Origin of the sequence: Alteromonas sp. PRIM-21, from assembly GCF_027563165.1 — a bacterium.
Classification (GTDB): Bacteria; Pseudomonadota; Gammaproteobacteria; order Enterobacterales; family Alteromonadaceae; genus Alteromonas; species Alteromonas macleodii_A.
Map to the genome: position 1 here is coordinate 125,178 of NZ_JADOEK010000010.1, position 13,457 is coordinate 138,634.

A 13,457-nucleotide genomic window follows, 5' to 3' on the forward strand; every position below is an offset into this window, starting at 1 on the left:
AGAGCGAACGTTACTTATCGTTCGCGCTGTGTAACTTATGCGTGTTGAGCGTTTCATAGACTGACGCCGACGTTATAAGAATGCCGCCTAGCAATGCGCTTAAGCCGGGCTTTTCATTGAGTAAAATTATGGCAAGAAAAACACCGTAAAGCGGCTGCATGCAGGCAATAAGTGAAAATGTCTTTGCCCGCAAGTGACGCAGACTCGCCGCAATCAAAGCATGGGGAAGCGCGGTAAATACAGTGCCTAAAAGCAACAGCATTAGCCAAGAGCTCGTTGACGCCGAGGCTATTTCCGCACTGCCTATTGGCAGCATTAATACACTGATAACCAAAGTTTGCCACGCCATAGCTTGCGCACCGCTGTAGTGCTTAAAATGCTTACGGTGAATTAGGTTTCTAAACGAGTACAAGATGGCAGATGCAATACCGATAAGTACCCCAAGGGTAACGTCATTTTCCAGTGATGTTTCAGGCACAATCAAATAAACACCAATGACTACCGTTAACGTAGATACAATGTCCTGCCACACCAGCCTAACCCGTTCGAAAAAAGGTTCAATGAGCACTGTGATGACAGGAAAGGTAAATAGCGCAATCATGCCCACAGATACGCCAGCATATTGCATTGCGGCAAAATAGGTAACCCAATGTAGCGCCATTAAAAGCCCTAGACCAAGAGCGACGCCATAATCTTTTCTGGAATTTAGCTTTATTTTATTTCCGGCCAGTTTCAAAAATGCCAGCAGGGCGATGCAAGCAAATACTGAACGCACCAGCGTAATGTCACTGGCACTAAGTGGTACAAGCCTAGAGAAAAGGGCTGTACCACCTAATAAAATGACCGTGAGGTGAAGCGAAATCAGGCTTTTTTTAACAGCATCCATAAACTAGCTGTCAGCGCCCTCAGATGGTGTTTCTTTTTTTGTCTCACCTGCATCGTCATCGAACTCATCGCTATTTTGCTCAGGCTCTGGCGAGGCAAGGTCTTGTGAAGCTATCTCTTGTGAAGATAGTTTTGAAGCCATAGGTTCACCTAGGCGAGTAACCATACCTGGGGCAATATCTTCAAAGTTGATCATGTCTTTTTCAAAACATACCACAATGGTAGAACCCAGTTTAAAGCGGCCTAGCTCGGCACCTTTTTCAAGGAAAACAGACGCTTCTGTGTCTTTTTCATATGACCAGTGCTGAACGTTTTTACCTGCAGGTGGCGTAACTGTGCCTGCCCAAACGGTCTCAATACTAGCCACTATAGTTGCGCCTACTAATACCATAGCCATTTTGCCTACTGGTGTATCAAACAGCGCCACAACACGTTCGTTACGTGCAAATAGACCAGGTATATTTTGTGCCGTAAGCGGATTTACTGAAAACAATTCGCCTGGCACATACAGCATGTCAGTTAGGGTGCCCTCAACTGGCATATGAATTCTGTGATAATCGCGAGGGGCTAGGTAAATGGTAGCAAATTTACCATTTTTGAATGGTGCTGCTACTTCAGGCTTTCCACCTAACAACGTAGTTAAGCTAAAGTCGTGACCTTTGGCTTGAAAGATACTGTCACTATGAATATCGCCAAACTGACTTACTGTGCCGTCTACGGCGTGGATCAGTACATCTTCGTTTTCGTCAATGGTACGCGCTTCAGGCTTAAGCGGGCGGGTGAAGAACTTATTAAAGCTTCGGTAATGTTCTGGTTTTTCATGCAGCGCTTCAGTCATATCAACATTGTATTGTTTGATAAACAGCTTGATGAAAAAGGTGGTTACGCTACCCATTTCCGCTTCTGCAAGTTTGCCTACAAGGCGTGAAAGCAGGTGCTTTGGGGTAACGTATTGTAAATTAACTTTAAGCCAATCTAACACAAAATATCTCCGTTTCTTTTATGCAAGCAATAACGCATTGCATAGATAGCGTTATTGTATAGTAAGTCGTAGTATTAAGAGCAACTTTAGGGTTATGAGTGCTTACACAAAAGCATAAGCATATGGTTCACACTGCAACGTTTTCTTTAATGGCTTAGCCTCGCCAATTAATTTCAGTAATAAGTGATGTGCTTTTCAAACGTGTCTGCAGGTTCGGCGTTTCAGCAATGCCAAAACCCTAGGGCAGTTGTTATGCCCCGGGTGGCTGACTATGGCTAGGGCGCTGCTCTTCCATGGTGGTTAAAATTCTATGGTAGCTATCGAAGCGTTCAGCGCTAATTTTTCCTTCTTCTACAGCTTCTCTTAATAAGCAGCCAGGGTCATTTAAGTGCTTGCAGTCTCTGAATTTGCAGCCGCCCAAATAATCTCTGAACTCAATAAAGCCCCATGTAATTCGCTCGGTAGGAATATGCCACAAACCAAATTCACGTACCCCTGGAGAATCAATTAAATCACCCCCAGCCGGTAAATGAAGCAGTTTAGCCGCTGTGGTTGTGTGTTGCCCCAGTCCTGAGTTATCTGAAATGTCACCCGTTAACTCATCCGCGTCTGGCAGTACTTGGTTAATAAGGCTCGATTTACCAACACCCGACTGCCCTACGAAAACGCTGATATTATCGTTAAGGTATTCATTAAGTGTGTTGATTCCTTCGCCAGTTTTGCAGCTGGTAAACAGTACTTCGTAGCCTAGTTTTTCGTAGGTTTTAAGCTGCTCCGTAACGTTTTCGCGTTCTTCATCGCTAAGCAATTCTACTTTATTAAGGACAATGAGCGGCGTGATACCTATGTCTTCACAGGCAACCAGGTAACGGTCGATAATATTCAGTGAAAGGGTAGGTAAAATAGCGCTGACCACAATAATGCGGTCGATATTTGCGGCGATAGGCTTAATGCCGTCGTAATAATCTGGGCGAGTCAGTACAGAGTGTCTGTCTTTTACAATTTCGATGACTCCGCTTACACCCGACTCGGCGTCATCCCCTTTACTGAAAAACACTTTGTCGCCACATACCACAGAGTCTACCGTGCGGCGAATGTGACAGCGAGATACTGCACCGTTTGCGTCTTCAACGTCGGCGTGTTTACCAAAGCGGCCGATTACCGTGCCGCTTTCTAGCGTGCTTTCATCAAGGTTCGCCGCGCCCTTTGAAGCGTGCTTTTCACGCAAGCGTTTGCTTCTATTAGCTGCCACTTGTCGTTTCTGTCGTTGTGTAAGTTTTGGTTTTTTCGCCACGATTCTTTTCTAGTTTCACGTATACTATGTCAATAATACCGTTTGTAGGGCATGGTTGCCATGTCTGTAGCGCAAAGAGGAAAGTAATGAGTAAACACGACAGTAACCTTGTTTGGATAGACATGGAAATGACAGGGTTAGATCCTGAAACCTGTGTAGTAATGGAAATTGCGACCATAGTTACCGATGCACAGCTTAATATTTTGGCAGAAGGCCCTGTGATTGCAGTACATCAAAGCGATGAAGTGTTAAACAATATGGACGAGTGGTGCACACGCGTTCACGGGGACAGTGGATTAACTGCGCGCTGTCGAGAAAGTAAAATAAGTGTAGAAGAGGCGTCTGCACAAACCATTGCCTTTTTAGAGCAGTGGGTAGATGCAGGTAAATCGCCACTGTGTGGAAACACCATCGGGCAAGACAGACGCTTCATGGTGAAGTACATGCCCGAGCTTGAAGCTTACTTTCACTACAGAAATGTTGATGTAAGTACAATAAAAGAGCTAACGCGCCGCTGGAAGCCTGAAATATTAGATGGTTTTGAAAAGAAAGGGGTGCACTTAGCGCTAGATGATATTCGCGAGTCTATTGAAGAAATGCGCTATTATCGAGAGAAAGTGTTTACGATTTAAGCATTCGAGCATCGAGGTGCAAAAAAAGTAGAATTAAAGGTTGCGTTACCCCAAAATTTTTGTAAAATGCGCACCACTTCAAACGAAGTACCTCTTTTGTTGCGGGAATAGCTCAGTTGGTAGAGCACGACCTTGCCAAGGTCGGGGTCGCGAGTTCGAATCTCGTTTCCCGCTCCAAATTTAAATCTGAATCTAATCAGATATCAAAAGATGCACAGCATCGACTCTATGCGGGAATAGCTCAGTTGGTAGAGCACGACCTTGCCAAGGTCGGGGTCGCGAGTTCGAATCTCGTTTCCCGCTCCAAATTTCTCAGACACCTCAAAAATTAAAACTTATCTAGTTTTTAAGTGCGACCCCTTGAAGGGCCCGCGACCGAGTGTCGGCCATTGCTTCGCAACGAGTTCAAATCTGTTTCCCGCTCCAATTTTTTCTTCAGTATTCATATCCCATAATCGCAGTTACTTTGTAAGTGAAAGCTATCTGAACTTTCTTCTTTGTTAATGCTCAACTACTAGGTGCTTTTATGGATGGATGCATTAATGGTAGAGTCAAGGATTGATAGATATGAGCTTGAGAGGAACTGTTTTACTCAAATAAGCCTGCCAAACGCTTCTGCTCTAGGTGCGTTTATACTTTCTCTAGGTATCAATGGGGCATTGTTACTCGCGTTGGCATTCACCACAGAAAACCAGTCTGTAAGTAAGCAACACTTTCCACCCGTATTATTAAAAGCAATATTAGTAACGCCAACGACTGCCCCTCAAAAGAGCGAAATTGATTCAAAACCAGAGCATGAGAAAGGTAGCGACCTAGAACATAGCGCTGCCATTGAAAAAACTAAAAAGGGTGAGAAAGTATCGAGCGCTAGCAAAGTGGTTGGCAAACCTAAAGAACCACAGAAACTATTGGTAAAAGAACCTTCACCAAAATTTAAAGCAAGAACAGAAGAAACCAAGGTTAAAATTCGCGATGCCACACAAGATTATATCAATCGTTTGAACGCACAACGATTGCATGATATCGCTAATCAATCACCTTCAAACCAAACCCATTCGAATGTGAAAAGAAACCCTAAGCTTTCTAACTCCTCCAATACTGAAAACGAAGACTTTCTAAAAAGCATCGAAATAGTCGTTGATTGCAGTTCAATAAAAGGGAAGTTATTTAGCACACTCAGTAAAAATAAGGGAGTAAGGATTGAGGATCGCGATTTTCCTTCTGCACCCGGCTCTACAACCGTCCAGGGAACTGTAAAGTGTAGGGATAACAGTCGCTTCAATGATTATATTAATCGTCGACTAAATAACGAATGATTTTTTAAGTTTCTCGTTTACATCACATTATTCTCTGGTTCTGGATATTAATTCCAACGCCTTTGCATCAAAATGGTGCGCTTGTGGTTAGGTTGTAGATTAAAGTCTATAACTAATTGAAGTGTAAGTTAAAAAGCCATTGTTTTGTGAGTTCTTATACAGTGCGCCTGCCTCTTCTTGTGTCATTGTTTGAGATTAATTGCACTTTAAATGAATAAATACCCTGTTTTGATCTGGCTTTTACTGGTTTTTATATTAGAATGCGCGCAAATTCCGGCACGTATTCTGCTGAGCTATAAGCTCTAGACCCGTTTCAGCGAATAGTAACGATAGATAAAAGTAAGGCGACCAAGAACGAGCCGGTACGCATAATTACCCAATTCACGCTAGAAACACTCAATCAGAAGGACTCTGTTATTCCAACGGAATGGGCTAGTGACTTTTTAGTAATGTCCATTTAAAGAGAGAGAACATGCAGAGTAAAAGTGCTCCTTTTCATATTTCCGCTGTAGCAGGCGCAGTACTAGCCGCTTGCTCAAGCCAAGGCGCATACGCCCAAACGGTTGCAGTAGACGAAAAACAAATTGAAAAAGTAGAAGTAACCGCAACGCGAAGAAGTGGCACCCTTCAGGAAGTGCCTATTAATATTTCTGCACTAACATCTGACGTGTTAGACCAACAGAATATTGAAGATCTTGACGGCGTAGCCCGATGGGTACCTGGTCTTACTGTGACAGATCAGGGCGGGCGAAACGACTCTCCAATTATCGTACGTGGTCTAAATACTAATTCATCAGGTCCTGGTTCAAATGGGGGCACGGTAGCCACTTATTTTGGTGACATTCCTCTTTTCCTAAACATGCGTCTTGTCGACGTGGATCGGGTTGAAGTTCTTATTGGGCCGCAAGGTACGCTTTATGGGGCCGGAACTTTAGGTGGCGCTATTCGCTACCTTCCGAAGAAAGTTGACCTAGAGTTTATGTCTGGTGAAGTGACAGGTGATGTATTCAACATCAGCGAAAGTGACTCGCTAGGCGGAGAAAGCAGTATTGTCTTTAATGCACCTATTATTGATGGTGAATTAGCGGTACGTGCGTCACTAAACTATTTCAATAACCCTGGCTTCCTTGACTACAACTATGTAGTAAGAGAAGGCGGTGTATCCTTGCCTGATCCAGACTGGTCTAACGAAGAAGAAGTAAATAGCAACTTAAAACAGGTTGAAGATGCCAACGGCGAAGACACGCTAACCGGTCGTATTGCAGTACGTTGGGCGCCAAACGATTGGTTTGACAGCACTTTAACTTACTTCTATCAAAAGCAAGACGTTGAAGGCCGTTCTATTACCCATTACGACGCCCTTTCCTCTGAAAATCCTTTAAGCGAAGTTATTGGTGAGTATGAGTCAGCGTATCGCTATGAAGAGCCTCGCGAGAAAGAAGACGAACTTTTAAGCTTAGAAATGAGTGCCGATTTGGGCTTTGCTGAATTAGTGTCTGCAACGGGTTTATCTAACTTTAATGCAAACGGTCAGCGTGACCAAACAGACTTGCTAATTCGCTTAGACTATAGCTACGAAGAATTTCCAGCATTCTCGTCTTACACCGAAGAAGAATCTGAACGGGAAGTTTTTACTCAAGAGCTTCGCTTAGTGTCACAAATGGACGGTCCTCTTTCTTGGATTATAGGCGGTTTTTATTACGACTTAGACAGTGAAGGTAGTAGTAAAGAATTCACGCCTAACTTTGATGTGTATGCTATCGAAGTGTGGGGCGTAGATGGTAACTACCGCCCTGACTCCCTTGAATACTTTTCAGTAGACGAAAGCGAAGTGACTGAAAAAGCGCTATTCGGTGAACTATCTTACGAGTTAACTGATGATTGGGATGTCACTCTTGGGCTTCGAGCATATGAGTACGAGGTATATTCACGCTCGGCAGTAGACTTGCCACTTTACTACTCAGTGTTTGAAGGTAGGGCATCAGACTCTATTGTATTAGATTATGGTGAGACGGAAGCTGACGATAGCGGTACGCTACTTAAATTCAATACTAGCTATCAGTTTACCGCTAATACTATGGGTTATTTGACCGTTAGTGAAGGCTTTAGAATTGGTGGTGCAAACGGTGTTGCTGCTTGTCCAGACAATGTTGATGATTTGAATAATCAGATTGTTTGTGCAACGTCGGAAGAGCAACTTTTTGAGGCAGATACTACCACTAACTACGAGCTAGGCGTTAAAACCAGTTTCTTTAGAAATAAGCTTCAATTAAATACGGCGCTATTCTATGTTGACTGGCAGGACCCACAGGTATCTGGGGCAACAGTTAATGGTCAGCAGCCTATTATTGTTAACGCAGAGGGTGCAGAGTCGAAAGGAGCTGAGTTCTCGGTGCGTGGTATTATTGGCGACAATATCACGACTTATGCAACATATGCCTACACAAAAGCTGAGTTAACAGCCGACGCACCTTTCTTATTCGGCGTGTTCGATGACCAAGGTACAGAGCTTCAAGATTTCTACGATGGCAAAGAGGGTGATCGTTTACCAGGAACGGCAGAGCATCAGTTTTCATTCGGTATTACTTACAGCCAAGAAGTATTCGACGACAAAATGCTAAACGTAAACTACGGTATCACTGCGCAAAGCGATGTGTATACCACCGTTGGCCTTCGCCAAGATGGTGAAGCGCTACCTGGTTATGCTGTGAGTAATCTAAACGCCACTATTTCAGATGAAGACTGGTCGGTAACGCTTTATATCGACAACTTATTTGATAAGTATGCATTTACTTCTACCCGTCGTAACGTAGGTGATATTGGTTTAGGTCAATTCAACGATACCCTAGAACCTAATGGTACTGAAATACAGCGAAACTATGGTCACTATGTCCTAACGCCGCGTACTGTAGGATTGATGTTTAAGTATCAATTTGGCATATAGTATAGTTACTGCTGTACGATACAATATAGGGGCGCTTACGCTTAACGTGTAAGCGCCTTTTTTGTTTAATAACGGTTTTAAAAAAAGATAAAAATGAATACAAGCCAAACTCGCTTAGAAGATGCCGTTAGGTTCTTAACACAACGAGATTTTAAGCAAGCGCACCGCTGTTGCGTTGAAGTGATTCAACAATACGGGCCGCATGCTCATGCCTATTTTTTACTTGGCATTATTCATATTGAAATTGGCCAAATAGAAAAGGCGATCGCCTTGTTAACGAAGTCTAACGAAATAGAAAACCGTCCTATTACTTTTGCCTATCTAGCGAAATGTTTTGCGTTAAAAGGCGATATGCAGCAAGCGTTAGAGTATGTGGCTCGTTCGCCAGTAGAGAGCCTTTCCCGTGCACTCGATTTAGATACCGTTGGCGTTTCACTTTCTCGAGTCGGCCTACATGAAAAGGCTATCGCTTATTTTGAAAAAGCACTTACGCTAGCGCCAGCGAATCCGCAATACCACTACAACTATGCTGTCAGCTGCAAGTTTGCGGGGAAGTTTGAGCTGGCTAGAAAACACTTTGAAAAAGCCATAGACAGTGAACCTCATTTTTTTCAGGCACATTTTGCGCTGTCTGATCTTGGCGGTGTATCAGCTGAAAATAATCATCTAGCACGACTTGAGCCTCTAGTTGAAAGGGTAAAGGAAAACTTTGATGCGCGTCTTCATATAGGGCATGCGCTTGCCAAGGAGTATGAAGCTATAGGTGATTACAGGCGTGCTTTCGACGCGCTAAATCACGCGAAAGCACCCCAAAAGGCGCGTAGCGAAAGCACACTGAAAGATTATCAGGCAATATTCAGCACTCTTCATAGTAACTTGCAGGCACAGGTAAACTCCGATTCCATTTCTATTAGTGGTTCACAAAGCGACGCTCCAATTTTTGTTGTTGGTATGCCGCGCAGCGGCACAACGTTAGTTGAGCGGATATTAAGTCATCATTCGTTAGTTGCCTCTGGAGGAGAGCTACAAGATTTTGGCGTTGCTGTTAAAGAGGTAACTCAAACTAGCAGTCAACTAGTGCTCGATAAGCATACTATCGAAAGGGCATATGAATGCGATCTTGCTAAAGTTGGAGAGCGCTATCTCCAGCGTACGGCTTTCTTGCGACAAAATTCAAAACACCTAGTCGACAAACTGCCGTTTAACTTCTTTTATATCGACCTAATACGGCAGGCTCTACCTAACGCGAAAATAGTGTGCTTGTTGCGAGATCCTATGGATACTTGCGTGGGTAATTTTAGACAATTGTTTTCTATCCATAGCCCTTATTACGCCTATGCTTACGACCTTGATGTCATAGGAAAGCTGTATCAAAGTTTCGAAAAATGGGTGAGAAAATTTGCTGAAAATTACCCAGATGCTATTCGCCTGCAGTCATATGAGCAACTTGCTCAGCACCCAGAAACTGAAGTTAAAGAGCTATTGGCGTATTGCAATCTACCTTGGGAAGAACAATGTTTGCGTGTTGAAAATAACAAGCTTCCGGTATCAACAGCCAGCAAAGTTCAGGTAAGAGAGCCAATAAATACTCGTTCAATTGGACGCTGGAAGCGCTATGCCTTATACACCGAAGCATTACAGAAGTCTTTAGGTATTAATGATTAGAAAAATACAGATTCATTTGCAACGTATAAAAGTAACGATTATGTTAACGTTATATCTACTGGTCTAACCAGGTGAGCGTGAAGTCGGTGCGTTATCATCGTGCTTCTGAATTAGTACTTTCTAGAAAAGCGGCGTTAAATACTATGTCAAAGAACTACGTACTCAATACTTATAATAAATTCCTTAAACTGCCCTTTGGCAAAAAGCTGTTTAGCTGGTATTCGGCGCGCAGAGCACCTTATTTCTCAACAGTTTCACCACTTATTACAGACATTAGACCTAACTACTGTGAAGTGCTTATTAAAAAGCGCAAAGGGGTAGAAAACCACATTGGCACGGTTCACGTCATTGCAATTTGTAATGGTTTAGAAATGGCCATGGGCTTTATGTGTGAAGCATCAATTCCTAAAAACCTTAGGTGGATCCCAAAGGGTATGGAAGTGAAATACCCAGCAAAAGCAGACTCAGATATTCGCTGTGTCGCCGAAGTGCCAGCAGATGCGTGGAAGCCTGGCGATTTACCTATTTCAGTTAAAGCGTACAACGCTGAAGGCATAGTGGTTGTAGATGGTACTATTACGGTTTGGGTAAGCGAAAAACGCTAAACTATGTCGTGTTATTTGAAGGTCGCTTTTGCGGCCTTTTTTTATGTCAGTTTTAAAGCACAATATTAAGTTTTTACGACACGCTTATTTCTATTTGACAGTATTCAAAAACACATCTAAGAATAACGTGGTAAGCGATTAAGGCGCTATATCGGAAGTCTATTTCATTCAACTATTAGCTGGCAGCCCTCTATTTATGTAACACGAGGGGGCCGCAATGAAAGAGGTTAAGATGTCTGTAATCACAAAAGAAAAAATCACCAGAAAACCCTTCGCAGATAAGAAAAATTACCCTTACGGCTTTGCGCGTTCAGGAGATTTTTCAATTAACGAGAGCAAGCTTTTGCAAAGTCACGGAAGCTTGTTTGCTGCACTGGTAGACGGAAAGATCACGCCGGAAAACGACGAAGAACAAGCCTATTTAGAGTCGGCTCTCGGCCATCGCGAGCCCGCAACGCCTCAAGAAAAAGCGTGGTTAAAATACCAAGCGCGAATCAATAGACCAAAGACCGCTAGCATTTATGGCTCTAAGCGCCCATCTTCAGAAGAGGTTGACGATGATGAAGATATAAGCGATAACAGTGACATTGATATTAGCCTCGATGATTAAGGCTTTGCCTTCATTTACAAAAGGTAGATAAAGGCGCTTTCTTTTCGCTCGTCATTTTTATTGTTCACACTGTTAATATTGTGTAAATAATTATCCTATTTTTCGTCAATTTGATACTGGTGTCGAAATATTTATCCTAATTATTGCGAATATTGGGATATATATCTCACTTTTACGCAATTTGGTGTTTTATCTTCCTATTACCTTAGATATAGTCGGGGCATCGTCAACGTACGCTGACAAACCCCCCAACCCATTACAGGAGAAAGCACTGTGAAAATGATGTCGGGCGCAGCCATGGTGGTTGAAGCGCTAAAAGATGTAGGAGTGACACACGTGTTCGGTTACCCAGGTGGTGCCGTACTAGACATTTATGATGCGTTATTTGCGCAAGATGATGTCAAACACGTCCTCGTACGTCATGAACAGGCAGCCGCCCACATGGCGGATGGTTATGCACGTTCAACTGGCAAAACCGGCACAGTGCTCGTCACATCAGGTCCAGGCGCAACGAATACTATTACAGGTATTGCTACTGCGTACATGGACTCTATCCCGATGGTAATTTTATCGGGACAGGTGCCGTCGAAGCACATTGGTGAAGACGCATTCCAAGAAACTGACATGGTAGGGTGCTCGCGTCCTATCGTTAAGCACAGCTTCTTGGTTAAGCGCGCGGTTGATATTCCAGAAGCGATTGCTAAAGCCTATTATATTGCTAACACTGGCCGTCCTGGTCCGGTGGTTGTAGATTTGCCAAAAGATATTGTTAACGTAGCGGAAGAGCACCCTTATGTGTATCCAACTGACGTTACCATGCGTTCTTATAACCCTACCGAAAAGGGCCACCCTAAGCAGGTTAAGAAAGCGGTCGAGTCGCTACTTAAAGCAGAACGTCCAGTATTATATGTAGGTGGTGGTGCAGTAGCTTGCGACGCGTCAGAAAAAGTTATTGAGTTAGCTGAAAAGCTAAATGCTCCAGTAACTTGTACGCTGATGGGGCTTGGCGCTATGCCGGGAACACACAAGCAATTCATTGGTATGCTCGGTATGCATGGTACGCTTGAAGCGAACAAAACCATGCACAATGCCGACTGTATCATTGCGCTAGGTGCACGTTTTGATGACCGTGTTACCAACAACGTTGATAAATTCTGCCCTCATGCAGACATTATCCACGTTGATATTGACCCTGCATCAATTTCTAAGACCGTAAATGCGCATATTCCTGTAGTAGGTTCGGTAGATAAAGTACTTGATCAAATTTTAAGCCAGGTAAATAAAAAAGATTTATCAGGTCAAAGTGAAAAGCTCGCCGATTGGTGGCAGCAGATAGAAACATGGCGTTCTCGTGAGTGCTTGAACTACGCACAAGGCGAAGAAACTATTAAGCCACAGCGCGTTATTGAAGCCTTGTATAAGCATACCGACGGCAAAGCCTATGTAAGCTCTGATGTAGGTCAGCACCAAATGTTTGCGGCGCTTTATTATCCTTATGATAAACCGCGTCAATGGATTAACTCAGGTGGTCTTGGCACTATGGGCTTTGGTTTACCTGCGGCGATGGGCGTACAGTTTGCCCACCCAGGTTCAACGTCTGTGGTAGTAACAGGTGATGGCAGTATTCAAATGAATATTCAAGAGCTGTCTACTTGTTTGCAGTACAACTTGCCTATCAAGATTATCTCACTGAATAACCGTGCTCTTGGTATGGTTCGTCAATGGCAGGATATGATCTATAAAGGGCGTCACTCACACTCGTATATGGATTCAATGCCTGACTTTGTGAAGTTAGCAGAAGCTTACGGGCACGTAGGCATTAAAGTAGACAAGCTCGACGAGCTAGACGCAGCAATGGAGAAATGTTTCAGCTACACAGATCGCTTAGTGTTTATGGACATAGCAGTAGACCAAAACGAACACGTATATCCAATGCAAATTAAGTTTGGCGCAATGGATGACATGCGCTTAAGCAAGACGGAGCGAACCTGATGAAACGTATTATCTCTGTATTAATGGAAAACGCCCCTGGCGCACTTTCTCGAATTGTTGGTGTATTTTCTCAGCGTGGTTATAACGTTGACTCACTATGTGTGGCACCGACTGACGACGAAAGCCTTTCACGTTTGACCATCATCACTCATGGCGACGACAAGGTTATCGAGCAGATCACTAAGCAGGTAAACAAGCTTATTGATGTGCTAAAGGTCGTGGATCTTACTGAAGGTACGCATATTGAGCGTGAGCTTATGCTGATTAAAGTCGCTACCCGCACAGAGTCGGTACGCGCTGAAGTGAAGCGGAATTCTGATATTTTCCGTGCGCGTATTGTAGATGTGAACGTAAATAACTACACCATTGAAATTACTGGTACTACAGATAAGTTAGATGCGTTTGCAGCAACTATGGGGCAATGCGCTGAAATTATCGAGTCATCACGCACTGGTGTTTGTGGCCTAGCTAGAGGTGATAGGGCGCTTCGTCCTTAAACATCACTCATTGTATCGTTTTTAAAAAAGCTGTC

General features: G+C 43.5%; 11 protein-coding genes and 2 tRNA genes. 10 read left to right on the forward strand and 3 right to left on the reverse strand.

Features of this window, described 5'->3' with window-relative positions; all coding sequences use genetic code 11:
* Positions 1-10: 10 nt before the first annotated feature.
* The 3 genes from IW644_RS14605 to rsgA all read right to left on the reverse strand — a co-directional run bounded on the left by IW644_RS14605 (position 11) and on the right by rsgA (position 3,161).
* The gene (locus tag IW644_RS14605; protein ID WP_269918211.1) at positions 11-886 is read right to left on the reverse strand and encodes a DMT family transporter; all 876 of its coding nucleotides are present in this window, start codon (positions 884-886) and stop codon (positions 11-13) included.
* Between the two features lie 3 nt (positions 887-889).
* Complete coding sequence (gene asd, locus IW644_RS14610; RefSeq protein ID WP_269918212.1) at positions 890-1,867, reverse strand: archaetidylserine decarboxylase; 978 nt, start codon at positions 1,865-1,867, stop codon at positions 890-892.
* A gap of 250 nt (positions 1,868-2,117) precedes the next feature.
* Positions 2,118-3,161 carry a small ribosomal subunit biogenesis GTPase RsgA gene (gene rsgA, locus IW644_RS14615; protein WP_269918213.1) on the reverse strand — a complete coding sequence of 348 codons (1,044 nt, stop codon included), beginning with the start codon at positions 3,159-3,161 and terminating at the stop codon, positions 2,118-2,120.
* A gap of 86 nt (positions 3,162-3,247) precedes the next feature.
* Here rsgA and orn point away from each other — a divergent pair, with 86 nt between their 5' ends.
* The 10 genes from orn (at position 3,248) to ilvN (ending at position 13,422) form a co-directional block, all read left to right on the forward strand.
* The gene (orn, locus tag IW644_RS14620) at positions 3,248-3,793 is read left to right on the forward strand and encodes an oligoribonuclease (RefSeq protein WP_269918214.1); all 546 of its coding nucleotides are present in this window, start codon (positions 3,248-3,250) and stop codon (positions 3,791-3,793) included.
* Between the two features lie 101 nt (positions 3,794-3,894).
* A tRNA-Gly gene (locus IW644_RS14625) sits at positions 3,895-3,970 on the forward strand.
* Positions 3,971-4,023: 53 nt separating this feature from the next.
* Positions 4,024-4,099, forward strand: a tRNA-Gly gene (locus IW644_RS14630).
* A gap of 224 nt (positions 4,100-4,323) precedes the next feature.
* Positions 4,324-5,109, forward strand: coding sequence for a hypothetical protein (locus IW644_RS14635; protein ID WP_269918215.1), 786 nt, complete (start codon positions 4,324-4,326; stop codon positions 5,107-5,109).
* 472 nt (positions 5,110-5,581) lie between these two features.
* Positions 5,582-8,053: a TonB-dependent receptor gene (locus IW644_RS14640; protein WP_269918216.1), complete on the forward strand. Its 2,472-nt coding sequence runs from the start codon at positions 5,582-5,584 to the stop codon at positions 8,051-8,053.
* Positions 8,054-8,146: 93 nt separating this feature from the next.
* On the forward strand, positions 8,147-9,718 hold the full coding sequence (locus IW644_RS14645) for a tetratricopeptide repeat-containing sulfotransferase family protein (RefSeq protein WP_269918217.1): 1,572 nt from the start codon (positions 8,147-8,149) through the stop codon (positions 9,716-9,718).
* Positions 9,719-9,861: 143 nt separating this feature from the next.
* Positions 9,862-10,323, forward strand: coding sequence for a hotdog fold domain-containing protein (locus IW644_RS14650; RefSeq protein ID WP_269918278.1), 462 nt, complete (start codon positions 9,862-9,864; stop codon positions 10,321-10,323).
* Between the two features lie 232 nt (positions 10,324-10,555).
* Positions 10,556-10,933 (forward strand): DUF413 domain-containing protein, encoded by a 378-nt coding sequence (locus tag IW644_RS14655; RefSeq protein ID WP_232091090.1) that lies wholly within the window; start codon positions 10,556-10,558, stop codon positions 10,931-10,933.
* 273 nt (positions 10,934-11,206) lie between these two features.
* On the forward strand, positions 11,207-12,925 hold the full coding sequence (locus IW644_RS14660; RefSeq protein WP_269918218.1) for an acetolactate synthase 3 large subunit: 1,719 nt from the start codon (positions 11,207-11,209) through the stop codon (positions 12,923-12,925).
* Positions 12,925-13,422, forward strand: coding sequence for an acetolactate synthase small subunit (ilvN, locus tag IW644_RS14665; protein WP_179982204.1), 498 nt, complete (start codon positions 12,925-12,927; stop codon positions 13,420-13,422). Before IW644_RS14660 ends, ilvN begins: the two co-directional genes overlap by 1 nt.
* The last annotated feature ends 35 nt before the right edge of the window (positions 13,423-13,457 follow it).